The sequence below is a fragment of the Myxococcus virescens genome, assembly GCF_900101905.1.
Lineage (GTDB): Bacteria > Myxococcota > Myxococcia > Myxococcales > Myxococcaceae > Myxococcus > Myxococcus virescens.
In genome coordinates this window covers 185623-209411 of the sequence record NZ_FNAJ01000009.1, presented here as the reverse complement: position 1 = coordinate 209411, position 23789 = coordinate 185623, and the positions used below count along the sequence as shown (strand labels likewise).

The 23789-nt window shown below is 68.6% G+C and carries 20 protein-coding genes and 6 tRNA genes; 3 read left to right on the top strand and 23 right to left on the bottom strand.

The annotated features are described in order from the left end of the window. Positions 1–48 precede the first annotated feature (48 nt). Positions 49–1239, bottom strand: coding sequence for a tRNA-uridine aminocarboxypropyltransferase (locus tag BLU09_RS24935; RefSeq protein WP_090491983.1), 1191 nt, complete (start codon positions 1237–1239; stop codon positions 49–51). Positions 1240–1400: 161 nt separating this feature from the next. Here BLU09_RS24935 and BLU09_RS24930 point away from each other — a divergent pair, with 161 nt between their 5' ends. Next, positions 1401–2165: a 16S rRNA (uracil(1498)-N(3))-methyltransferase gene (locus BLU09_RS24930; protein WP_090491982.1), complete on the top strand. Its 765-nt coding sequence runs from the start codon at positions 1401–1403 to the stop codon at positions 2163–2165. Positions 2166–2196: 31 nt separating this feature from the next. After that, positions 2197–3744: an aminopeptidase P family protein gene (locus tag BLU09_RS24925; protein ID WP_186817979.1), complete on the top strand. Its 1548-nt coding sequence runs from the start codon at positions 2197–2199 to the stop codon at positions 3742–3744. A 13-nt stretch (positions 3745–3757) separates the two neighbouring features. Here the strand turns inward: BLU09_RS24925 and BLU09_RS24920 are convergent, their stop codons facing one another. The 15 genes from BLU09_RS24920 to BLU09_RS24850 all read right to left on the bottom strand — a co-directional run bounded on the left by BLU09_RS24920 (position 3758) and on the right by BLU09_RS24850 (position 19453). Beyond that, on the bottom strand, positions 3758–5158 hold the full coding sequence (locus BLU09_RS24920) for a DUF2914 domain-containing protein (RefSeq protein ID WP_090491980.1): 1401 nt from the start codon (positions 5156–5158) through the stop codon (positions 3758–3760). A 92-nt stretch (positions 5159–5250) separates the two neighbouring features. Then, positions 5251–5571 carry a Grx4 family monothiol glutaredoxin gene (gene grxD, locus BLU09_RS24915; protein WP_011552108.1) on the bottom strand — a complete coding sequence of 107 codons (321 nt, stop codon included), beginning with the start codon at positions 5569–5571 and terminating at the stop codon, positions 5251–5253. Positions 5572–5585: 14 nt separating this feature from the next. After that, complete coding sequence (locus tag BLU09_RS24910) at positions 5586–5843, bottom strand: BolA family protein (protein WP_011552107.1); 258 nt, start codon at positions 5841–5843, stop codon at positions 5586–5588. Further along, positions 5843–6388 (bottom strand): YqgE/AlgH family protein, encoded by a 546-nt coding sequence (locus tag BLU09_RS24905; protein WP_090491979.1) that lies wholly within the window; start codon positions 6386–6388, stop codon positions 5843–5845. Before BLU09_RS24905 ends, BLU09_RS24910 begins: the two co-directional genes overlap by 1 nt. Positions 6389–6460: 72 nt before the next feature. After that, on the bottom strand, positions 6461–6922 hold the full coding sequence (locus BLU09_RS24900; protein ID WP_011552105.1) for a response regulator: 462 nt from the start codon (positions 6920–6922) through the stop codon (positions 6461–6463). Between the two features lie 104 nt (positions 6923–7026). Further along, complete coding sequence (locus BLU09_RS24895) at positions 7027–7839, bottom strand: ABC transporter permease subunit (protein ID WP_090491978.1); 813 nt, start codon at positions 7837–7839, stop codon at positions 7027–7029. Then, a complete protein-coding gene (locus BLU09_RS24890) occupies positions 7836–8720 on the bottom strand; it encodes an ABC transporter permease subunit (RefSeq protein WP_090491977.1) in 885 nt (294 codons plus the stop codon). Before BLU09_RS24890 ends, BLU09_RS24895 begins: the two co-directional genes overlap by 4 nt. 85 nt (positions 8721–8805) lie before the next feature. Further along, a complete protein-coding gene (locus tag BLU09_RS24885) occupies positions 8806–10512 on the bottom strand; it encodes a peptide ABC transporter substrate-binding protein (protein ID WP_090491976.1) in 1707 nt (568 codons plus the stop codon). 138 nt (positions 10513–10650) lie between these two features. After that, positions 10651–13107 (bottom strand): endopeptidase La, encoded by a 2457-nt coding sequence (lon, locus tag BLU09_RS24880; protein ID WP_090491975.1) that lies wholly within the window; start codon positions 13105–13107, stop codon positions 10651–10653. A gap of 198 nt (positions 13108–13305) precedes the next feature. Next, positions 13306–15471, bottom strand: a complete 2166-nt coding sequence (locus tag BLU09_RS24875; RefSeq protein WP_090491974.1) for a prolyl oligopeptidase family serine peptidase — start codon at positions 15469–15471, stop codon at positions 13306–13308. 197 nt (positions 15472–15668) lie between these two features. Beyond that, on the bottom strand, positions 15669–16952 hold the full coding sequence (gene clpX / locus BLU09_RS24870) for an ATP-dependent Clp protease ATP-binding subunit ClpX (protein WP_011552099.1): 1284 nt from the start codon (positions 16950–16952) through the stop codon (positions 15669–15671). Between the two features lie 216 nt (positions 16953–17168). Then, complete coding sequence (gene clpP / locus BLU09_RS24865) at positions 17169–17789, bottom strand: ATP-dependent Clp endopeptidase proteolytic subunit ClpP (protein WP_011552098.1); 621 nt, start codon at positions 17787–17789, stop codon at positions 17169–17171. A 21-nt stretch (positions 17790–17810) separates the two neighbouring features. Next, positions 17811–19088, bottom strand: coding sequence for a trigger factor (gene tig, locus BLU09_RS24860; RefSeq protein WP_090491973.1), 1278 nt, complete (start codon positions 19086–19088; stop codon positions 17811–17813). A gap of 106 nt (positions 19089–19194) precedes the next feature. Next, positions 19195–19276 (bottom strand) — tRNA-Leu (locus tag BLU09_RS24855). A gap of 104 nt (positions 19277–19380) precedes the next feature. Beyond that, a tRNA-Lys gene (locus BLU09_RS24850) sits at positions 19381–19453 on the bottom strand. 380 nt (positions 19454–19833) lie between these two features. On the opposite strand from BLU09_RS24850, the gene bet reads away from it, so the two are divergent. Then, positions 19834–20928, top strand: a complete 1095-nt coding sequence (gene bet, locus BLU09_RS24845) for a phage recombination protein Bet (RefSeq protein WP_090491972.1) — start codon at positions 19834–19836, stop codon at positions 20926–20928. 87 nt (positions 20929–21015) lie between these two features. Here the strand turns inward: bet and BLU09_RS24840 are convergent. The 7 genes from BLU09_RS24840 to BLU09_RS24810 all read right to left on the bottom strand — a co-directional run bounded on the left by BLU09_RS24840 (position 21016) and on the right by BLU09_RS24810 (position 23746). Then, positions 21016–21089, bottom strand: a tRNA-Arg gene (locus tag BLU09_RS24840). A gap of 23 nt (positions 21090–21112) precedes the next feature. Beyond that, positions 21113–21186: transfer RNA gene (locus BLU09_RS24835), tRNA-His, on the bottom strand. A 99-nt stretch (positions 21187–21285) separates the two neighbouring features. Beyond that, positions 21286–21359 (bottom strand) — tRNA-Arg (locus BLU09_RS24830). A gap of 36 nt (positions 21360–21395) precedes the next feature. After that, positions 21396–21469 (bottom strand) — tRNA-Pro (locus BLU09_RS24825). A gap of 76 nt (positions 21470–21545) precedes the next feature. After that, a complete protein-coding gene (rdgB, locus tag BLU09_RS24820; RefSeq protein ID WP_090491971.1) occupies positions 21546–22139 on the bottom strand; it encodes an RdgB/HAM1 family non-canonical purine NTP pyrophosphatase in 594 nt (197 codons plus the stop codon). Beyond that, the gene (gene rph, locus BLU09_RS24815) at positions 22136–22849 is read right to left on the bottom strand and encodes a ribonuclease PH (protein ID WP_090491970.1); all 714 of its coding nucleotides are present in this window, start codon (positions 22847–22849) and stop codon (positions 22136–22138) included. Before rph ends, rdgB begins: the two co-directional genes overlap by 4 nt. 87 nt (positions 22850–22936) lie before the next feature. Then, entirely contained in the window at positions 22937–23746 is an 810-nt protein-coding gene (locus BLU09_RS24810) for an N-acetylmuramoyl-L-alanine amidase family protein (RefSeq protein WP_090491969.1), read from the bottom strand. Between the last annotated feature and the right edge of the window lie 43 nt (positions 23747–23789).

The following is a 23789-nucleotide window of genomic DNA, read 5'->3' as shown; positions in this document are numbered from 1 at the left end:
CATGTGCCCGCCCGCGACGCACGGCGCGGACGGGAACGGGCCTCGGACTCAGCTGCCCGTGCGAGGCAGCTTCTGAGGCGGCTCGGTGGCGTTACCTCGAGCCACCAGCTCGCGCACCACGGACTCCAGCGCGCGGATGCGCCGGCCCGCGCGGCCCGGGGCCCACTGCGGCAACTCCGGCCCCTGCAACAGCGTCATCGCCTGCTCCACGCCGCCCGCCTTGCCCTTCAGCGCGCGCGCGGTGGCCAGGCGCACGCTGCTCGCCGGACGCCGGGTGATGCCGCCCGCCCACAGCAGGTCCAGCGCGAACGTGGTCCACACCGCCAGCTCGTCATCGGGGCGGAGGAAGGCCTCGAAGCGCTTCATCGCCTCGGCCCGGGGCTCGCCCGCGCGGAGGACGTCCTCCGACAACTCCACGTGCAGCGGCGTGCTGTAGGCCAGGGGCTGCTCCGGCGCGATGATGGCCTCGAAGCGCTCGCCCGTGGCCGGACGGCACGCCACCGCGTGCACCAGCTCGGTGGGAATCTCCTCGCCGCCCGCGGGGTGCGCGTTCGCCTCGCCGTAGAAGACGACGAGCTTCTCGAAGCGCTCCGCCAGCGAGCGCAGCTCCAGCGGTGGACGCCACGGCCCGAAGTAGATGCGGCGCCGATTGGGTGAGGTGCGCGTGGATTGCCGCTCCAACTGCGTATCCACCATGTACTCGAAGGCCCGCAGCATCGTGTCGAAGCGCGCGGGGTCCCCTTCCAGGATGCCCAGCATCTCCACCACCGCCTCGATGGTGGACACGCAGTGGTCCGCGGGCTCCGCGCGGATGCGGTAGTTGCTGGGCCGGCGCGGCACGAAGCCGATGCGCGGCAGCCCGGCCAGCACCGGGTTGCGCGACACGACCTTCTTTGCCTGCGGCCAGGTGCCGTCCACGACGATGAGCGTCTTGGGAGGATTCAGCCGCGCCTCCTCCACCGGGATGGCGTCCTCGCCCGGGAAGAGCACCGCGACGGAGTCCCGCTGCGCGGCCAGCTCCTCGATTCGCCGGTGGCCGGTGAAGTCCACGCCCTCATGCAGCTCGGAGTTGCTCAGCGACAGGTGCGCCATGCGCGCGGTGCCAATGGCCACGCGGCTCTCGCGCGGGTGCTGGAGGAACACGACGCGCGTGCGAGTCTCCAGCCGGGGCGGCAGTTGCGCGCAATAACACGCGCTCTCGGGACGGCGGCAACGCAGGCAGAGGTTACGCACGGCCATCGCCTTTACGGCACGCTCCGAGCAGGGGCAAGTCCCACCACGGGAGGGCCGGGCAGGCTGGGTGCCCGGGGGCCGGCTTCCCCGGGGCAACGGCGGCCGGACACCGCCCCCTCTGGGCCGAAGATTCCCCAAGCCTCCAGGCGACGGAGTACAGAGGCCCGGTGAACCTGCTGCTCCTCCTGGACGAAGACTTCCTGCCCGACGGCACCGCGCGCCTCACCGGACGGCGGGCCCAGCACGCCCGCGAGGTGCTGCGCGCCGAGCCCGGCGAGTCCCTCCGCGTAGGACACCTGGGCGGCCTCACCGGCACTGGCGAGGTGCTGGAGAACAGCGCTGGCGTGCTGCACCTGCGCGTCACCCTCACCGAGCCTCCGCCCCCGCGCGCGGGCATCGACCTGCTGCTGGCCATCCCCCGCCCCAAGGCGCTGAAGAAGGTGCTGCCCGCGGTGGCCTCGCTGGGCGTGGACCGCATCGTCCTGCTCAACGCGGCGCGCGTGGAGAAGAGCTACTTCGACTCCAAGGTGCTGGCCCCCGCCTTCGTCCACGAGCTGCTCATCCAGGGACTGGAGCAGGCCCGGGATACGCGCCTCCCAGAAGTGCTGGTCCGAGAGCGCTTCCGTCCCTTCGTCGAAGACGAGCTCGACGCCTTCTTCGGCCCCCAGACGCTCCGCCTGCTCCCCCACCCGCCCGCGAGGCAGTCGCTCCGAGCGCTGGGCGTGGGCCTGGCCCAACGCGTCGTACTGGCCATTGGACCGGACGGCGGCTGGGTGCCCTTCGAGGCCGACCTCCTGGAAGCCCATGGTTTCCGCCCGTTTTCGTTGGGGCCCCGCATTCTTCGCGTGGAGACGGCCGTGCCCGTCCTCCTGGGGCAGGTGGCGCTTCTCCGGGAGGACATTGCGGCACCGCCCGCGACAACTCTGACTTGAAGGCGCGCCAGGGTCGGGTGAAGAGTTGTCCATGGCCACGACCCGTTCTTCCGCCGCCGCTCAGCCCGCCCTGGGCGAGCAACAGCCGATTGTCACCTCCGAGGAGCAGGCCCCCGCGGCAGCGCCCGCGAAGCCCGCCACGCACGACACGGTGCCGCCGCCGGCCCTGCTCGACTTCATGATGAAGTCGTGGAAGCCGCGCTCGAAGAAGCTGCCTCCGAAAATCAAGCAGGCGGAGGCCTTCAAGGCCCGCCGCCGGGCGCTCTCCAAGCTGTTCCCCGGCGAGACGCTCATCATTCCCACCGGCCACGAGAAGGTGCGCGCCAACGACACCAACTTCCGTTTCCGGCCGGGCAGCGACTTCTACTACCTCACCGGCAACCTGGAGCCGGACTGCGTCCTCGTCCTCCAGCCCAAGGAGAAGGGGGGCCACACCGACGTGCTCTTCGTGGAGCCGAACCCGGGCCGCACCGACGCCACGTTCTTCACCGACCGCGTGAAGGGGGAGCTGTGGGAAGGCCCCCGCCTGGGCGTGAAGGAGAGCCAGACCCGCTACGGCGTGGACCAGGCCCGGGGCCTCAACGAGCTGCCGGACTTCCTCTCCGGCCTCAGCGGCGCGGCGAGCCGTCCCACGCGCTTGCTGCGCGGCCTGTCGCCCAAGGTGGACGGCGCCGTGCCGGAGCCGGCTGAGAAGGACAAGGACAAGGGGCTGGCCCAGGCGCTGTCGGAGATGCGGCTGCTCAAGGACGCGCAGGAGCTGCGTGAACTCCAGACGTCCATCGACTCCACGCACCGCGGCTTCGAGGACGTCATCCGCGGCCTGAAGACGGCGAAGACGGAGCGCTACGTGGAGGGCATCTTCAACCTCCGCGCCCGCGTGGAAGGCAACGACGTGGGCTACCGCACCATCGCCGCCTCCGGCGCCCACGCGTGCATCCTGCACTGGCACCACAATGACGGGCCGCTCGTTCCTGGCGACCTGCTGCTGCTGGACGCGGGCGTGGAGGGCCAGACGCTCTACACCGCGGACATCACCCGCACCCTGCCCATCTCCGGGAAGTTCTCCAAGGAGCAGCGCGAAATCTACGAGCTGGTGCTGGAGGCGCAGGACGCGGCCTTCGCCGAGGTGAAGCCGGGCAACGACTTCATGGAGCCCAACCGCGCGGCCATGCGCGTGCTCGCGGAGGGCCTGGAGGCCCTGGGCATCCTCGAGGACGCCGAGGTGGCGCTCAAGGACGAGCACCAGTTCTACAAGCGCTACTCGCTCCACAACGTCAGCCACATGCTGGGCCTGGACGTGCACGACTGCGCCCAGGCGCGGCAGGAGACCTACAAGTACGGGAAGCTCCAGGCCGGCATGGTGCTGACGGTGGAGCCCGGCCTCTACTTCCAGATGGACGACCTCACCGTGCCCAAGCGCTACCGGGGCATCGGCGTGCGCATCGAGGACGACGTCGTCGTCACCGCGCGCGGCTGCAAGGTCCTCTCCGCCGACATCCCTCGCAAGGCGAAGGACGTGGAGGCGTGGATGAAGTCCCTCTGGGCGGCGGACAAGGCCGCCCGGAAGGGCAAGAAGTAGTAGGCCCGGCGCGCTACTTCGGCTTCGGCGCGGCGGTGGCGGGTTTCGCCACCGCGGCCGCGGCCCGCTCCTGCCACTCCGACAGCGCCAGGGGCTTCACATCCTTGAGCGTGGACACGGCGACGTCGAAGACGCGGGGTCCGGGGTTCGCATCCGGCCCGGCGGTGAAGTTGAGACGGTGGATTTCGTGCCCGTCCTCCGTCTCCAGCACCACGCGCCACTTGCCGGGCTTCAGGTTGGACGTCGTCGCGTAGAAACGGTAGCCGCCGTCCGTGCCGTTGCTGCTGACGGTGGCCATGAAGCCGTTGCCGTACGTCGTCCAGCCCTTCTGCGGGTCGTCGAAGTACCAGCGCACGCGGACCTTGTACGACTGGAAGTGCTTCGGCGCGAAGATGCGGAAGAAGTAGTAGGGCTTGTCCCCCGGCTGCATCAGGAAGTCCGGCCCGCCCCACGTCCACGGCTTGTACCAGGCGCCGGAGTCCACCGAGGACAGGTGGTAGATGCCCGGACTCACCCGCTCCACCTGGTGGTAGATGCCCGCGAACTGCACGGCCACCGGCAGCGGCGGAATCACGCCCACCAGGTACAGGCCCAGCAGCGCGGCCTGCACGCCGAAGCCGGGGATGGCCACGTTGCGCAGCAGGTACCGGTTGTCCGGCCGCCAGCGCCGGATGAGGCGCATCACCCCGAAGATGCTCGCGCAGCCCATGGCGACGGCCAGCAGGAAGACCCAGAAGCCCATGCGCCCCAGCACCACCGGGAGCAGGCAGACGAAGTACATCGTCACGCACAGGCTGAGCAGCACCATGCGCATGATGGGCCCCAGCCTGCGGAACAGGGGCAGCTCGTTGGCCGCCAGCAGGGCGAAGAGGCCCACCACGAACAGGTAGGGCAGCGCGCCCGACGTGCTCTTGAAGAGCAGCAGCATGAACGCGCTGAGCAGGCTTCCGAAGAGGAAGTGGATGCCGTCCTCGCGCCAGCGCCAGACCTTCTGCAGGAACTTCGGCGGCTCGACGCCGTCCGGGTAGCGCTGCTCCAGCAACAGCAGTCCCGTGAGGACCAGCAGGTAGCCGAAGTTCTGCGCCAGCGTCAGCGTGTCATCGATGCGGCTGATGGTGATGACGTCGTAGATGAAGCCGCCGAAGAAGAAGACGGCCATCTCCCACTTCTCATGGCGGGCGCGGAACTGCTGCACCTTGTCCATGAGGGTGGGCGTCTTCGCCGTGTCGACCAGGTCGTCCGGGTCCACCACCACGCCCGGCGCCTGGGCCGGCAACACGGTGTCCGTCAGGGCGACGGCTGCGTGGTTCTCTGCGACGGGGACGTTCGCCTCGACGGCGGGGCCCGCATTGGGCACCTCGGCGGAGGCTTCGTCCGGATTCTCGGGGGCATTGTGACGGGTAGCGGTGACCACAGAGGTTCCTCGGGGCGGCGGCCTTCCATCCTAGCCGCAGCGAGGGGAATCGGTCTCCCCTCGCCCGTCACTCCCCGAGGCCCCGTCCTCCGCTAGGCCGGGCTCTTGCCCGCGACCAGGTCGGCCAGCTCACCGCGCTCGGCCAGCTCCATCAGGATGTCGGAGCCGCCGACGAACTGCCCGTTGATGAAAATCTGGGGGATGGTGGGCCAGTTGGTGAAGTCCTTGATGCCCTGGCGAATCTCCGGATCCGCGAGCACGTCCACCGTGTGGACCTGCCCCAGGGGCTGCAGCAGTTGCAGCGCCCGCGCGGAGAAGCCGCACTGGGGGAAGAGGGCGTTGCCCTTCATGAAGAGCACAATCTTGTGCGACCGGGTCTCCTGCTCCAACCGGGCCTTGAGTTCAGGCGTCATGGGTACCGCTCCTTCTAGCGAGTCCCGAGCTTCTTCCACTGCTCGGGAGAATAGGTCTTTAGCGCGAGCGCATGCAGCTCGCCGCTCTTCAGCCACTGCTGGAGCGGCGCGTATACGAGCTGGTGCTGCTGCACCATGGCTTTCCCAGCGAAGTCGGGGCTCACCACCCGGGCCTCGTAGTGGTCTCCCGTCCCGGTGTAGTCCCGCACCTCCACCTCGGAGCCCGGCAGGGCCTCCAGGATGCGGGCCCGGATGAATTCGGCGTCGAGCATCAGTTCATTCCCCTTCCCATCACCAGCATGGCGGGGTCCACCCCCATGCCACGCAGCGTCGTATCCCACAATTTCGACGGCTCGTGGCCAAGCACCGCCTCCGCGGTGGCCTCGGTGAAGAGCCAGGAGCCGGCGGCAATCTCGCTCTCCAGTTGACGCGGCCCCCAGCCCGCATACCCCAGGCAGAAGCGCAGGCGCGGGTTCGGATTGGTCAGGAGCGGGCCCAGCGCGTCCAGCGTCACGCTCAGGAACAGGCCGGGCAGCACCGAGTGCTTCTCCCGCTGCTCCGTGTCGTCGTGGAGGACGAAGCCCCGCTGAGGCTCCACCGGGCCGCCCAGGTAGACGGAATGTTCCTTCCGTCCAGCGGCGATGCCCAGGTTCTGCCCGCGCGCCAGTTCACCGAGCGTCAGGGGGGCCCCCCGGTTGATGACGAGCCCCATGGAGCCCGTCTCTGAGTGCTCCAGCATCAAGACGACCGAGCGGTAGAAATTCGGATCGCCGAGCTGGGGCATGGCCAGCAGCAAGCCGGGAGCGAGGTTCTTCACCCCAGGAGCATCAACCGTTCACGCGGATGGCGCAACCGGAACCCGCCCCGGCGCCCCGGGCCAGAGGGGGCATCAGTGCCAGCTCGTGTGCCTGGACTGGAGGGCCTCGGCCAGCCGCTGAGGATCCAGGGGTTTGCCGATGAAGAGGTCCGCGCCCAGGCCCTTGCACTTGCGCGCCATGGCCGCGTCGCTCAGGGCGCTGACGCCAATGAGGACGGACTGGGGGAAGCGCTCGCGCAGCCGCGACATCAGCGTGGCGCCGCTGCGACCGGGCAGGAAGACGTCGACGATGGCGGCGTCCATGCGCTTGTTGCGCACGGCGAATTCAGCCTCCTCGGCGCTGCCCACGGGCAGGGGCTCGTAGCCCCAGCCCGCCAGCATCTCCACGAGGATTTCGCGGTGGGAGGGATCATCCTCGACGACGAGCACCGCGGCGCGCGCGGGCTCCAGCTTGAGCAAGTCCGTGCGCTCCTCGCGCTCGCGGGTGTCGAGTTCGGTGAAGGTGGCAAGCTCTTCGCTAGGCGTCAGGGACATGGAGGCACCAATGTGGGCAAAAGGTTTCCGTGTGTGGACAACGCCTCCCCCAACGTTGGGAATTCCACGTCGCACCGGGGCGGGTACCCCGACTCCAGTGCTCGTCAGGTCACCCGGCGAGGGGACTCGGAGAGCGCCTGGGAGGCGAGCGAGGCACCGAGCACCAGCAGCACGAGCAGCGCCCAGGCGGGCAGCACCACCCGGCCGCCGCCCTCGTAGATGAGGGCCGCGTAGCTGGTGCCCAGGTAGCGGCCCAGGGACATGGGCTCCATCCGGGCGATGCCGAAGAAGCTCACGGTGGACTCGGTGAGGATGGCGGCGGGGAGGCGCGACAGGAACACCGCGAGCGCGAAGGGCCGAAGCGCGGGCCACAGGTGGACGCGCAGCAGGTGCAGGCCGCCTCCGCCGAGCGCCCGGGACGCGGCCACGTACTCCTGGGATTCGAGCGTCGCCAGGCGGTTGCGGAACATGCGCGCGGGCCCCGCCCAGCCCACCAGGGCCAGCGAGACGACCATCAGGCCGAAGGGGCCCAGGCCGCCGCCCGCTCCCGCGTCGGAGAGCGACTGCCCCGCGAGTTGGAGCACCATCACCACCAGCACGTCCGGCAAGGCGAAGACGGCGTCCACGGCGCGCAGCAGCGTCTGCTCCACCGCGCCGCCGGACAGCCGCGCCACGGCGGCCACGGCGAGTCCGATGAACGTGGAGAGCGCGCCCGCGGCGAGCCCCACTGCGAGGGAGACCCAGAGCCCGCCAAAGGCGAGTTCGCAGACGGTGCGGTCCGGGCGCGTGGGGTCCATGCCCAGCGGACAGGTGCTGGCCAGGGCCTCCGGGAAGAGCCGCCCCGCCACGAGGCTGAGCAGGCCCAGTCCCACGAGGAGCACCAGGCCGACGCGGGCGCGCAGGGGAATGCGGCTCATGCCGAGGCCTCCCGGGAGCGCGGGTCCACGGCGTAGCGCAGCACCTCCACCGCGAGGCTCACGATGACGAGCAGGGTCGCGAAGGTGGTGGTGGCGACGACGACGACGGCCACCTGCTTGTTGAGCACGGCGAGGACGTAGAGCTGGCCGAAGTACGGCAGGCCCAGGACGCGCTCCGCGGCGAAGGAACCGGCGAGCAGCGACGTGGCCACCGGCCCCACGGCGTCCAGCATCGCGGGCCACACGTTGGGCAGGACGTGACGGCGCAGCACGGCGGCGCGCGACAGGCCCTTGCCCAGCGCGGTGCGCACGTAGTCGCGCGACAACTCCGCCTCCAGCGAGTCGCCCACGAGCGTGCCCAGGAAGATGCCGGGCCAGATGGACGTCACCAGCGCCGCGCACAGCTCCGGCAGCAGGTGTCCACGCTCCACCACGCCGGGCGCGAGCAGCAGCGCGGGGATGAAGACGGGCGTGCCGAACGCCACGGCGGGCACCACGTCACCGAGCGCGGCCCACCGGCCTTTCCTCCACCGGGTCCGAAGCAAGGCAAAGCCCAGGGCCCACGTCAGCGCGAGTGGCAGCGCCATCAAGCCCACGCCCACGCTGCCAGACAGCTTCGTCAGCAGCTCATCGCCGGTGATGCCCTGGGCGCTCGTGCCCAGACGCTCGCCGCGAAAGAGCTTCTCCCACGGGCGCAGGAAGCCCAGCGGCTCGCCGATGCCCAAATCCCTCCGGTACGAGGCCGCGAGCTCACGCGACACCTGCCGCTTCGCGTCCGTCTCCGTGGTCAGCGGAAGCGAGGCCATGAGGAAGTACGACGCCACGGCCACGACAGGCACCAGGACGACCTGCCGCAACAGGCGCTGGGCGATGGCCCTCACGGCGCACCTCTTGAGCGCAGGACGACGCCACGAGCCACGCGCGAAGCACGCAGGTGCCCAAAGCCGCCATGAATACCGCTGACGCTCACGGCGACGCCTCCGCCCGGGGCGCATCCGACGCCGCCCCCCAGCGCAGCGCGCGCAGCGCCAGGAAGTTGAAGGGGTCCACGTCCAGCCCGCGAAGCCGCGAGCGCGCGCGGTAATAACGGTCCGGGTGGTACAGGGGCGCAATCACGGCCTGTTCCCCCACGAGCACCTCCTGCGCCTGGACATATGACGCTTGGGCAGTCGCCTCATCCGGCGCGCTGTCTCCCGCCTCCAGCAGCCGCTCGAAGCGCGCCAGGGGCTCGCCGCCCGCCTGCGTCTCCCACCCCGTCTGGTGATTGCCCTCACGTTCGAACAGCGTGAAGAACGTATTCGGGTGCGCGTAATCCGCCCCCAGGCGCCTCAGGTACAAGTCATACGTGCGAGGCCCCTGCGCGGAGCGCCGGGCAATCTCCGCCGAGAAATCCGAGCGCGCCTCCAGCACCACCCGAACCCCCACGCGCGCGAGCTGCGCGGCCACCCGCTCCGCGATGGCCACCTCGGGAACGAATCCATCCCCCGACCGGTAGACGAGCCGCAACGGCCGCTCCAGCCCCGCCACACCCGCCAGCTCCGCCCGAGCCTGCTCCGGCGCGTAGCGCGGCAGCCGCGCGGCCTGCTCCGTCGTCGCGGCCCCCGGCAGCTCCGGCGGCAGCAACACATGAGACGGCCGCGCCGCGGGCAGCAGCCCCGCCAGCAGTGCCTCGCGGTCCAGCGCCCGGGACAGCGCGCGCCGCACCTCCGGCCTGTCCAGCGGCGCCTTCTCCGTGTTGAAGGCCAGGAAGTACGTGGACAGCAACGGCTCGCGGCGCAAGTCGTCCGGCCGGTGGATGCGCAGCGCCGCGGCGCTGTCCACGAAGACGAAGTCCACCCGCTCCCGCTCGTACAGCGCCGGGCCGATTTCCGACTTCATCAGCGTGATGACCGGAACGGGCGTCTCCCCTTCTGCCATCCGCGGAGGAAAGGCCGACGCCGGGTTGTGGACCAGCCGCACCCGCTCCCCCGCGCGGTCCCACCGCTCGACGCGGTAGGGCCCCAGCGCCAGGGGACGGCCATCGCGCGGACGGTCGAAGTAGTCCCGAACCTCCTCGTCCGACTTCCCCTCCAGGTCCGCCGAGGGCGCCGGATAGAACAGGTACACATTGGCCACGCGCGCCAGGAAGTAGCTGCGCGGCCGAGCCAACGTCACCCGAAGCGTGTGCGAGTCCACGGCCTCCACGCCCACGCGCTCCAACGCGGCGCGAACCTCGGCCTCCGGCGCGCCTCGCTCCTGGAGCGCCAGCGCCTCGGAGGCCCCTTCCAGGTCCGCCATCTCCCCGCGCTCGCGGCCCCGCAGCGCGCGCCGCCAGCCCACGACGAAGTCACGCGCCACCAGCGGTGCGCCATTCGACCAGCGAACGTCCCGCCGCAGGTGGAACGTATAGACGTCCCGCCCCTGCCCGTCCGTGACGCGCTCCCACCGCTCGGCCAGCCCCGGCTCCACGCCGTGGTCCGGCCCCAGCTGCGTGAGCCCGCGCTGGGTGGCCAGCATCACCGGGTAGTTCGCCCAGCTGTCCGGGTCCGAGTGGCTCCAATCCAGCGTGGTGGGCATGGCCGGCACCACCACCTTCACGCCGGGCTCCGGCTGGAAGCCGCACGGACCACACGACGCGGCCCACACGGCCAGCAGGTACCACCACCACCGGAGTCGAGCGCGCGGAGCCACCAAGGCCCCTTCTACCCCGAAGGTCCAGGCGCCAGAAAAGGAGAAGCCAGGAACCCGGTGACCTTGGTCGTCCGGCGTCCTGGCTTCCCTTCAGCTCGGCCCGGCAGGCGCGGCGGCCCGCCGGGTGCTGTCTGTCTTACGCTAGGCCGGGGCCACGGCCGGCGAGGCCGGCAGCTCCGTGGTGCCACCCAGCTTGCCGGCGTCCGTCGTCGCCGGCTTGCGGCCGAACTCCTCCGGCTTCTCCAGCACCAGCGCCTCGCGCAGCACGTCGTCCACGAACTCCACCGGGACGATGCGCAGCTGCTTGCGAATCTTGAGCGGGATGTCCTTCAGGTCCTTCTTGTTGGCCTTCGGGATGAGGACCGTCTTGATGCCCGCCCGGTGCGCGGCCAGCGTCTTCTCCTTCAGGCCGCCAATGGGGAGCACCCGTCCGCGCAGGGTGATTTCACCCGTCATCGCCACGTCGCGGCGGATGAGCACGCGGGTGAGCGCGCTCACCAGCGCGGTGCAGATGGTGACGCCGGCGGACGGACCGTCCTTCGGAATCGCGCCCTCCGGCAAGTGGACGTGGATGTCGTAGTTCTCGAACACCTTGCGGTCGATGCCGAAGCGCTCGGCGCGGCTGCGCACGTAGGACATGGCCGCCTGCGCGGACTCCTGCATCACCTCACCCAGCTTGCCGGTGATGATGAGCTTGCCCTTGCCCGGCATCACCGTGGCCTCGGTGGTGAGGATTTCGCCACCCAGCTCCGTCCAGGCGAGGCCCGTGACGATGCCCACCTGGTCCTCGCGCTCCGCCACGCCGTAGCGGTAGCGAGGCGTGCCCAGGAACTTCATGGCCATCTTCCGGTCCACCTCGATGTCCCGCTTGCCGTTCTTCAGCACGTCGCGGGCAATCTTGCGGAACACGCCACCAATCTCACGCTCGAGCGAACGCACGCCCGACTCACGCGTGTAGCGGTGGATGATGGTCCGCAGCGCCGGGTCGCTGATGTCCACCTTGAGGTCCGCCAGCCCGTTGGCCTCCTGCTCCTTCGGGATGAGGTAGCGCCGGGCGATGGAGAGCTTCTCCGGTTCGGTGTACCCCGCGATGCGAATCACCTCCATGCGGTCCTGCAGCGGACCGGGGATGTTGTGCATCGTGTTCGCGGTGCAGATGAACATCACCTTGGACAGGTCGTAATCGAGGTCCAGGTAGTGGTCGTTGAAGTTGTGGTTCTGCTCGGGGTCCAGCACCTCCAGCAGCGCCGCGCTCGGGTCGCCACGGAAGTCCGTGGACATCTTGTCGATTTCGTCGAGCAGGAAGACGGGGTTGTTGCTGCCCGCCTTCTTCAGCGACTGGATGAGCTTGCCCGGCATCGCGCCGATGTACGTGCGCCGGTGGCCGCGAATCTCCGCCTCGTCCCGCACGCCGCCCAGCGACAGGCGCACGAACTTGCGGCCGGTGGCCCGGGCAATGGAGCGCGCCAGCGACGTCTTGCCGACGCCCGGAGGACCGACGAAGCACAGCACGGGGCCCTTGAGCTTCTTCACCAGCTGCTGCACGGCCAGGTACTCGAGGATGCGCTCCTTCGGCTTCTTCAAGCCGTAGTGGTCCTCGTTGAGCACCGTCTCCGCCTCGGTGACGTCCAGACGGTCCTGCGTCTCGTCGTACCAGGGGAGGCTGATGATCCAGTCGATGTAGTTGCGGACGACGGTGGCCTCGGCGCTCATCGGGCTCATCATCCGGAGCTTCTTCAGCTCCTTCTTGACCTTGAGCGTGGCCTCCTTGCTCATCCGCTTGTTCTTCAGCTTCTCTTCAATCTCCTGAATCTCGTTCTTGAACTCGTCGCGCTCACCCAGCTCCTTCTGAATGGCCTGCATCTGCTCATTCAGGTAGTACTCCTTCTGGGTCTTCTCCATCTGCTTCTTGACGCGCGTGCGGATCTTCTTCTCCACCTGGAGAATCTCGATCTCACCCTGCATCAGCTCGTAGAGCTTCTCCAGGCGCTTGGCCGGGGACTCCGTCTCGAGCAGGGCCTGCTTGTCGTTCAGCTTCAGGGAGAGGTGCGCGACGATGGTGTCGGCCAGCCGCGCCGGGTCGTCGATGCTGGCCACCTGCATCAGCATCTCAGGCGGGATGCGCTTGTTGAGCTTGACGAAGGCCTCGAAGACGGAGTGGACGCTGCGAACGAGCGCCTCCAGCTCCACCGTCTTCTCCGTCTGCTCCTCCACCTCCTCCACCTCGACCATGAAGAAGGCGTCGTTGGGGTGGAACTTCTTCACCTTGGCGCGGCGCACGCCTTCCACCAGCACCTTCACCGTGCCGTCGGGCAGCGGGAGGAGCTGGATGACGTGGCCCAGCGTACCGAAGTGAAAGATGTCGTCGGGGGTGGGGTCGTTCGTCTTGGCCTTCTTCTGCGCAGCCAGCAGGATGACGGCCTTGTCGTCCGGCCCCTTGTGCGCCATCGCGTCCTTCAACGCCGCGATGGACTTCTCCCGGCCGACGAACAACGGCACCACCATGTGCGGGAACACGATGATGTCCCGAAGGGGCAAGAGCGGGACCGTCAAACCCCGCTTCTGGGCTTCCTTCTTGTCGTCACGTCCGAAGAACATGTATCCGCCACCTGCGGGCCCTCGGAGTTGCAGGCCCCTAGAAGAGTTGCCCGTCTGCTCGCTCGCCGAGCATTCGTACGGGATGCAGCAGTTCTATAACACGGCGTTTCGCGGCGCCGTTCCCCGGCTCAAGATTGGGGAACGGCGTCTTGCCATCAAGGGAACACCCGAGGCTCCCTCGGGCGTCCGCTTGGGGTGTCAGCGGCCCTGCGCCGCCACCCCACCCTGTGCCCCCTGGACCTCCAGGGCGTGGAACAGGAACGAGTACAGGTCCACGCTGGACTCAATGGCCTTGGCCACCTGATCCGCGCCACCGTGGCCCGCGTTGGCCTCGATGCGCAGCAGCGCCGTCGCCGGGTTTCCGGGCGAGTTCTGCACCGCCGCCACGAACTTGCGGGCGTGCATGGGGTCCACCCGGTCGTCGTGGTCCGCCGCCATCATCAGCAGCGCCGGGTAGCGCACGCCCGGCCGCACATGGTGGTAGGGCGAGTAGGCGTGCAGCGTCTTGAAGTCCTCGGGCTTCTCCGCCGTGCCGTACTCCGGAATCCAGGTCCGGCCGCTGCCGAAGAGGTGGTAGCGCACCATGTCCAGCAGGGGCACCGCGCACACCACCGCGCCGTACAGCTCCGGCCGCTGCGTCATGGCCGCGCCCACCAGCAGGCCGCCGTTGCTGCCGCCGTAGATGGCCAGCCGCTTGGGCTGCGTGTACTTCTGCTGGACCAGGTACTCGGCCGCCGCGTGGAAGTCGTCGAAGACGTTCTGCTTCTTGTCCAGGCGGCCGGCGTCGTGCCAGGCCTTGCCGTACTCGCCGCCGCCGCGCAGGTTGGCCACCGCGTACACGCCGCCCGCGTCCAGCCAGGGCAGGATGCTCGAGCGGAAGTTGGCCTCCATGTTCACGTTGAAGCCGCCGTAGCCGTAGAGCAGCGTGGGCGCGTTGCCGTCACGCTTCAGGTCCTTGCGGTGCACCACGAACATGGGCACCTTCGTCCCGTCCTTGGACGCGTAGAAGACCTGCTCGACCTGGTACTGCTCCGGGTTCATGGGCACGTCCACCTTGGCCCAGAGCTCCGACTTCCCGGTGCTGACGGACGTCTTGTAGATTTGGCGGGGCGTGGTGAAGGACGTGAAGACGTAGTAGGCGTCATCCAGGTCCTCCAGGCCCACCAGGTTGGACGCCGCGCCCACGCCCGGCAGCTGCACCGTGCGCACCGGCTTGCCCTTCAGCGTGGCCACGCGCACCTCGGACGTCGCGTCCTTGAGGTACTCCAGCGACAGGTGCCCGCCGACGATGCTGACGGACAGCAGGGACGCGGACGGGTCCTCGGGGACAATCTCCTTCCACGACGCGCGGGCCGGCTTCGCCGGATCCACCTCGAAGACGCGCTGGCGCGGGGCGCCCTCGTCGGTGAGGACGTAGAAGCGGTCCTTCCAGGCGTGCACCTCGTACTTGGCGCCCGCGCCCTTCACCAGCAGGCGGAAGTCCTTCTCACCCGGCCGCTTCCAGTAGACGTCGTTCTCGCTCCAGCCGCGGAGGATGTAGACGAACAGGTACTTGCCGTCGCGGCTCAGGTCGCTCTGGAGGAACGTCGTCGGGTCGCCGGTGCGCTCGTGCACCACGGTGTCCTTCGACGGCTCCGTGCCCAGCGTGTGGTAGCGGATGGTGGTGTAGCCGGGGCGCTCGTCCACCTTGATGGACGGGTCCGTGGGCAGCCACTCGTAATAGAAGCCCTTGCTGTCGGGCGTCCACTTGGGCGTGGCGTACTTGCCGCCCTCGATGACGTCGACCTTGGACCACTCGCCGGAGTCCACGTCGATGACGTGCAGCACCGCCTCATCCGCGGCGTTGGGCTTCTGGGCGAAGGCCACCTTCTTGCCGTCCCAGGACACGGCCCACGTCCCCAGGGACACGGTGCCGTCCTTGCTCCAGCCGTTCGGATCCAACAGCACCTTCTCCTGCCCGCTCTCCCCCTGGCGCCAGTAGAGGATGGCCTTCTCCTTGTCCTTGTGGGTGCGGACGTAGAAGAAGCGCCCGTTGCGGCGCGACGGGGTGGAGACGGAGTCGGTGTAGAACAGCTCCTTGAAGCGCGCGGCCAGGGCCTCACGGCCGGGGAACTTCGCCAGCGCTTCGCGGGCGTGCGCGTTCTGCGCCGTCATCCACGTCTGGACCTCGGGGGCCTTCTCGTCCTCGAGCCAACGGTACGGGTCCGCCACCTGGACGCCGTGCAACGTGTCGACAACCTGCTCCGCCCGGGTCGCCGGGTAGGACATGCGGGGAGACTCCTCAGGAACGGGGGCCGCGGAGGCTGCCGCGGGCAGCTCATCACGCGCGGCCTCCTTCTGGGAGGCACACGCCGCGAGCGACATCAGGGCGGGAACGAGCAGCTTTCTCATGGGCCCAGCACATACAGAAAGGGCCCCGGCCGTCCCACAAAAAGTGTGGCGGGGCCAACGCAAGCCCGGCCCCTCCCCTGACGAAAGAGGCGCGCCCGGACCACACCAGGTGGTTCCGTGACGCGCCCCGTCAACCAGACAACACCGGGCCCCCGACAGGGGCCCAGGCGTCAGGCGGATTCCTTCTTCGGCTCGGCCGCTTCCTTCTCCGGCTGGGCGTGCAGCACCACCGGCTCGCTCTTCTTGAGAATCACTTCCTCGGAGATGAGCACCTCGCGGGCTGTCTTGCGGGACGGGATTTCGTACATCACGTCCAGCATGGCCGACTCCAGGATGGAGCGCAGGCCACGGGCGCCCGCCTTGCGGCGGATGGCCTCGTTGGCAATGGCCTTGAGGGCGCCGTCGGTGAACTTCAGCGTCACGCCGTCCAGTTCGAAGAGCTTGCGGTACTGCTTGGTGAGCGCGTTCTTCGGCTGGTTGAGGATGTTGATGAGGGCAGCCTCATCCAGCTCCTCCAGCGCGGTGATGATGGGCAGGCGGCCGATGAACTCCGGAATCATGCCGAACTTCAGCAGGTCCTCCGGCTCCACGTGCTTGAGCAGCTCCGTGAGGCTGCGTTGCTTCTTGGACTGCACGTCCGCGCCAAAGCCCAGGCTGCGGCCGCCCATGCGCCGCTCAATCACCTGGTCCAGCCCGCCGAAGGCGCCGCCGCAGATGAAGAGGATGTTGGTGGTGTCCACCTGCAGGAACTCCTGCTGCGGGTGCTTGCGGCCACCCTTGGGCGGAACATTGGCCACCGTGCCTTCGATGAGCTTGAGCAGCGCCTGCTGAACGCCCTCGCCGCTGACGTCGCGGGTGATGGAGGGGTTCTCCGACTTGCGCGCGATCTTGTCGATTTCGTCGATGTAGACGATGCCGCGCTGGGCGCGCTCGATGTCGTGGTCGGCGGCCTGCAGCAGGTTGACGATGATGTTCTCCACGTCCTCGCCCACGTAGCCGGCCTCGGTGAGGCAGGTCGCGTCGGCGATGGTGAAGGGCACGTTGAGGATGCGCGCCAGCGTCTGCGCCAGCAGCGTCTTGCCGCTACCGGTAGGCCCCAGGAGAAGGATGTTGCTCTTCTGGAGCTCCACGTCCTCCATCGCGACCTTGGACTCGATGCGCTTGTAGTGGTTGTGCACGGCGACGGAGAGCGTCTTCTTCGCCCGCTCCTGCCCAATCACGTACTCGTCCAGGACCGCCTTGATTTCGGAGGGCCGGGGGATGCGCAGCTTCGTGTCCTTCGTCTCCTCGCGGTCGATCTCCTCCGCGATGATGTCGTTGCACAGCCCGATGCACTCGTCGCAGATGTAGACCGTCGGCCCCGCGATGAGCTTCTTGACCTCCTTCTGTGACTTTCCACAGAAGGAGCAGCAGAGGGTCTGGTTGTCTCGCTTCTCCACGTTCTTGCCCGCCATTTCGTCCCTCGCTGCGCCTGAAAGGCCCCCGCCCCCGAACTCCACCCCGTTCCTGGCTCGGACCAATCTAGTCAGCCCCCGTCCGGAACGTCCACGCGCCTTCCGGGTACTTAACAGGACCTGTGCCGTGACGCAGAAAGCAGAAAGCCGGAGTCGCGGGGGCGCATTCCCGCGGCTCCGGCTGCCGGCCGAGGCGCCGAGGCCTCGGCAATCCGCCTACTTCTTCTCTTCCTTGCCCAGTCCCACGACCTTCCGGGGATTCTGGATCTCATCGATGATGCCGTAGGCCTTCGCCTCGGACGCGCCCATGAAGTAGTCGCGGTCCGTGTCCTTCTCGACACGCTCGATGGACTGCCCGGTGTGCTTGACGATGAGCTCGTTGAGCTTCGCCTTCATCCGGAGGATTTCCTTCGCCTGGATTTCAATGTCCGTTGCCTGACCGCGCACACCACCCAGAGGCTGGTGAATCATGATGCGGCTGGACGGCAGGGCGTAACGCTTGCCCTTGGCACCCGCGAGCAGGAGGACGGCCCCCATGGAGGCCGCCTGCCCGACGCAGATGGTGGACACCGGACACTTCACATACTGCATGGTGTCGTAGATGGCGAGGCCCGCCGTCACCGACCCGCCCGGCGAGTTGATGTAGAGGTTGATGTCCTTGTCCGGGTCTTCCGACTCCAGGAACAGCAGCTGGGCGACGATGACGTTGGCCACGTCATCGTCGATCTCCGTGCCCAGCATCACGATGCGGTCCTTCAGGAGCCGGCTGTAGATGTCGTACGAGCGCTCACCCCGGTGGGTCTGCTCGATGACGTAGGGAACGGGCATGAAGGGCATGTCGACCTCGGTGAGGGAACCTTACGAATACTTCGCCCGGCTCCTCAGGAATTCAATCGTCTTTTCCTCCCGGAGTCGGAGAGACAACCCGAGGCGCTCGTCGGCGCCCTTGAAGTACTTCTGCACCACGGCGACCGGCTGGCCCGCCTCGTTGGCGAGCTGCTCGATGCGGGCGTCCACGTCCGCGTCGGAGGCCTGGATGCCCTCCTTCTGAGCGATGGACTCGAAGAGCAGCGTGCCCTTCACTTCCTGGAGGGCCTTCTCGCGCATGTCCTCGCGCAGCCGGTTGAAGTCCAGGTTCAGCTGGCGGGGGTCCACACCGGAGCGCTGGAGCTGCTGCAGCGCGCCGCGCAGCATGGAGTCCATGGCCCGCTCCACCATGGCGCGGGGCACGTCGAAGGTGTTGCGCTCCAGCAGCGCCTTCATCAGCGCCTCGCGCTCCTCACCCTCCACCTGGGACTTGCGCGCCTTCTCCATGTCCTCACGGAGCTTGGTGCGCAGCTCGTCCATGGACTGGGCGACGCCCGTCTGCTTGGCGAAGTCGTCGTTCAGCTCGGGGACGATTTCCTTCTGCACGCCCTTGAGCGTGAGGTGGAAGCGTGCCGTCTTTCCGCGCACCTCCTCCACGCGGTACTCCTGCGGGAAGGTGTAGTCGATGTCCTTGGACTCGCCGACCTTCACGCCCTCCAGGGCGGCAATCTTGGACTCCACCAGCTCACCGGGCTGCACCTGCACGGTGATGCCCTCCGCCTTGCTGCCCGTAAACGGCTGGCCGTCCACGGTGGCGTCGAAGTCCACGGTGGCGTAGTCGCCGGAGGCGGCGGTGTCGCGGTCGGTGACGGGCTCCAGGCGGGCCATCGACTGGCGCATCCGCTCCAGCTGCTCGTTCACCTGCTCGTCCGTGACGGCGGTGTCGGACTTCGTCAGCGGCAGCTCGACGTAGTCCTTGGCCTCCACCTTGGGCTTCACCTCGACGCGAGCCTCGAAGGTGAACGGGGTGTTGGGCTTGAGGCCGGAGTTGGTCACCTGCGGCGTGGCGACGACCTCCACCTTGTGCTCGCGGATGGCCTCCACGTACGCGCTCTGCACCACGCGCTGGATGACCTCGTCCTCCACCTGGTCACGGAAGCGCTGCTCCAGGATGCGGCGAGGCACCTTGCCCTGACGGAACCCCGGCAGCCGCACCTGGCGGCCCAGGTTGGAGTACGCGCGGGAAAGCTCCTCCGCCACGCGGGCATTGTCGACCTCGATGGAGAGCTTCTTCTCAATGGGAGAAAGCTCCTCGACCTGGACCTTCATGCGGGCCTCGCTCGCCACCGCCGCCAGACAATCAGTCGTTTCGGGCGGTGCCGGAAAAGTGGGACGTGCGCCTTTAGGGGATAGGCACGAACGGGTCAACGCGAAATGGGCGAGGAGGGACTCGAACCCTCACACCTTGCGGTACCAGATCCTAAGTCTGGCGCGTCTACCAGTTTCGCCACCCGCCCGGGTTGCGCCGTCGTGCACTGCACCGTCTTACCGCGAAACGTCCGCGTGACGGCAGGGGCCGGAAAAACAAAAAGGCCCCTCCATTTCTGGAGGGGCCTCACAGTGAGAGCGGAGGGAATCGAACCCACAACCTATGGATTAAGAGTCCATTGCTCTGCCAATTGAGCTACGCTCCCGGCACTGCCCCGGTCCGCCGCCTGCGCGGCGTCCAGGTGGCGGCGGTAACTACAGAACGCCGCCTGCTGTGTCAAAACGTTTTTTCACGCCCCCCTTCATTCCTGTCCGTGGCGATTCGTCTCCGGTGCTTTCCGGAGTCGATGCTGGTCCGCATGCCCTTCAGCCGGGCCCGGTGCGTGACGCAGGCATGTGAAGCGAGCGCCCCACTCCGATGTTCAACATGGCCGTAGCACGCTGTTCGTCCCAGCCTGGCGGGACGGCGAGCGTGTGATGGCTCGCGGTCAGTCACCTCGAGAGCACCGAGCACCCCGCGGCAACCATGCGGGCGGACGGAGGTCGTCCGCCCTTTTCGCGCAGGTCGTAGCAGGAGAAGACAGAGATGGAAGCCAACCCCCAACAGAAGGCGGAAGGAACGGCGGCCGGCCAGGGTGGCCAGCACGCCGGGTGGACACGGGAGCGCGTGGAGCTCGTGAAGCGGACCATCTGCCCTCGCGGCATCAGCGAGGACGAGTTCGCCCTCTTCATCGAGCAGTGCAAGCGCAGTGGCCTGGACCCGCTCCTCAAGGAGGCCTTCTGCGTGGCGCGCCGGCAGAACGCCGGCAACCGCGAGCGGCCCAACTGGGTGACGAAGTACGAGTTCCAACCCTCCGAGGCCGGAATGCTCGCGCGCGCCGAGCGCTTCCCGGACTTCAAGGGCATCCAGGCGAGCGCGGTGTTCGCCGAGGACGACATCGTCGTGGACCAGGGCCGAGGCGAGGTGGTGCACCGCTTCAACCCCGCCAAGCGAAAGGGCGCGCTGGTGGGCGCCTGGTCGCGGGTGGTGCGCGAGGACAAGCTGCCGGTGGTGGTGTGGTTGGACTTCAGCGGCTACGTCCAGCAGACGCCGCTGTGGTCCAAGATTCCCACCACCATGATTGAGAAGTGCGCCCGCGTGGCGGCCCTGCGCAAGGCGTACCCGGAGGCCTTCGGCGGACTCTATGTGCGGGAGGAGATGCCCGCCGAGGACTACGAGTCACACTCGGACGAGCACGGCAGCAGCCCCTACGAGGTGCTGGGCTCCAAGCCCGGTCCCCTCAAGGCGTCCTTCCCGCCGCTGGCGCCCCAGGAGCCGCGCGCGTCCCAGGCCGCCGCGGCGCAGTTGAACATCGACGTGCCGCTCCAGCCCAAGCAGCCGCGCGAGTCCCCCCTGGAGGCGGTGCCCGCCGCCAGTCCGGAGCCCGCGGCGCCCCGCCCCAAGCCAAGCGCCGTGGTGGTGGCGTTCGGCCCCCACAAGGGGAAGACGGCCTCCGAGCTTTCCGACGACGAGCTGAGCGAGTCCATCGACCTGGCCAACGAGAAGCTGATGGAGCAGCCCCGGGCGCGCTGGGCCAAGGCCATGCGGGAGAACCTGCTGGCGTTGGAGGCGGAGACGGAGCTGCGCTGCCGGGTGCCGGCGTCGAAGGGCGGCGGCAACGGCGCGGCCCATGATGCGTGACGCTGGGCAGGAAACCGTCAGGCTGTGAGGGGGCGCCCCCGCTACGAAAGTGGCGGGGGCGTTCCTGCTTCAACCTGCTGGAAGGTGCGCGCTCGGAGGGACTTGAACCCCCAACCCCCGGGTTCGAAGCCCGGTGCTCTATCCAGTTGAGCTACGAACGCAATTTCGAGGGCGGGTAAAGAAGGGCGGCCAACCGGGATCGAACCGGCAACCTCCGGAGTCACAGTCCGGCGCTCTAACCAGTTGAGCTATGGCCGCCGTTACAGCTTTACCGCGAACGGCGTTTGAAGCGGCGGCTTCCCTACCTTGGAAACCAGGACCCTGACAAGGCCCAAATACGACTTACGGCCAGGTTAGCGCCCCAGGCAGGGCTCGAACCTGCGACCCCCGGCTTAGAAGGCCGGTGCTCTATCCAGCTGAGCTACTGGAGCTGGCCGGGCCGCCTGCTTCCGATGCTGCACTTCAAGTCGGGGCGAGAGGATTCGAACCTCCGACCCCCTGCGCCCAAGGCAGGTGCGCTACCAGGCTGCGCTACGCCCCGAGAAGTCCGGCATTGTTGAACCATCCCGAACGGACGCGCAAGGCCGACGTGACTGACGGCCTCGCATTCCGGACGGCTACAAGCCCAGCAGGTGGGGCTTCATCTTCTGGAAGGCCTTCCCCCGGTGGGAAATGGCCGACTTCTCCTCCGGCGTCAGCTCCGCCAGGGCACGGTCGCCGCCCGGAAGGATGAAGACGGGGTCATAGCCGAAACCATGGCTTCCCTTCGGGGCGTGGCCGATACGGCCCTGGCACTGCCCCACCTCCACCTTCGCCTCCCCTCCTCCGGGCCCCACCAGCGCCAGCGCGCAGCGGAAGGACGCGGTGCGCTGCGCGTCGGGCACGCCGGCCAGCTCGGTCAGCAGCTTCTCGTAACGGGCCCGGTCATCCCCCGGGGCATAGCGCGCGGACTGCACACCGGGCCTGCCGCCCAGCGCGTCCACGCACAGGCCGGAGTCATCCGCCAGGGTGAGCATCCCCGTGGCGTCCGCATAGGCGCGGGCCTTCTTCACCGCGTTCTCCTCGAACGTGGCGCCGTCCTCCACGGGCTCGGGCACGGGAGGCAGGTCCGCCAGGGACACCACCTCCACCGAGTCTCCGACGAGGCCGCGCAGCTCGCGCAGCTTGCCCTGGTTGGACGTGGCGAAGAGCAGCCGGGGCTTCACCGTCATCCCAGCACCTGCGCCTGCGCGGCGGTCAGCTTCTGGATGGCGGCCAGCCCGCCGTCCACCATGGCGTCCAGGGCCTTGCGGTCGAAGAGCTGGTGCTCCGCCGTCCCCTGCAGCTCCACCATGCGGCCGTCCGCGGTGGCCACCAGGTTCAGGTCCACATCCGCGGTGGAGTCCTCGTCGTAGTCCAGGTCCACCCGGACCTCGCCCTTGACGATGCCCACGGACACGGCCGCTAGCGGCGTCAGCTTGGGCAGCTTGGAGAGGGTTCCGGCCTTCTGCAGCGAGCGCAGCGCCAGCACCAGCGCCACGTAGGCCCCGGTGATGGAAGCGGTGCGGGTGCCGCCGTCCGCCTGGAGCACGTCACAGTCCAGCGTCAGGGTGCGAGGCCCCAGGGTGGACAGGTCCACCGCGGCGCGCAGGGAGCGGCCGATGAGCCGCTGGATTTCCATGGTGCGGCCCGTCTGCTTGCCCTTGGCGGACTCACGCTGGTTCCGCGAGTGCGTGGCGCGCGGCAACATGCCGTACTCCGCCGTCACCCAGCCGGAGCCCTTGCCCATCAGGTGCGGCGGAACGCGCTCCTCCGTGGAGCAGGTGACGAGCACCTTGGTGTGGCCGAACTCCACCTGCACCGAGCCCTCCGCGTAGCGGGAGACACCGGGGGTGAGGACGACGGGGCGAAGGTCCAGCGCACCACGTTGAAAGGAACGCACAGCAGGCTCCTGGGAAATGAGGACGAGCGTCCTCTTCTCTACCAGAGCCACGCCGCGCGGGTGTCGATTGCCTTGGCGCCGTTGCACTCAGGGCGACACGGGGCCCGCCACCTCGGTCCCCCGGGCGGCGTCCCGGCGGCGCGTCTCCTTGAGGAAGGCCAGCACGCCCTCGGTAATCGCCTCGGCCAGCTTCTCCTGGTACTCCGGCCGGGCCAGCCGAGGTCCCTCCACGGGATGGGAGATGTAGCCCACCTCCACGAGGACGGCCGGGCACTCCACGCCGGAGAGGACGAAGAAGGGCGCCTGCTGCACGCCCCGGTTCACCGCGCGGGTGCCGCGCACGAGGCGCGGGTGGATGGCGTAGGCCAGGCGCGAGGAATCCGCGTGCGCCTCCGTGCGCGCCAGGTCCTGGAGGATGAAGGCCAGCGTGGAGTCCGTCCGCGCGGCGCGCGACATGGGTGCCTCCGCGTTCTCCCGGTCCGCCACGGCGAGCGCGGCGTCACCGGAGGCGCTGGCGGACAGAAAGTACGTCTCCACGCCCTCGGTGCGCGCGCGCATCCGCTTCGTGGGCATGGAGTTGGCGTGGATGGAGATGAAGAGGTCGGGCGCGTGGTCATTGGTCCACGCCACGCGCTCCGTCAGCGACACCAGCGTGTCGTGCTCGCGCGTCAGGAACACGTCGCCCCCCGCGGCCTCGAGCTTGTCCCGAAGGCGGAGCGAAATCTGGAGCGCGACGTCCTTCTCCCGCAGCTTGCCGGGGCCCCTGGCGCCCTCCTTCGCGCCACCGTGTCCCGGGTCGATGATGATGCGCGCGGGACGCTCCGCCGCCCCGGCGATGACGGGGACCAGCCAGAGCAACGACAGGAGGCCGAGGAGGGGGCGGCGCGGCGACGGCATGCTGGGGCCGCATGCTAGCGGAGCCCGGCCGCCAGAGCGAAAT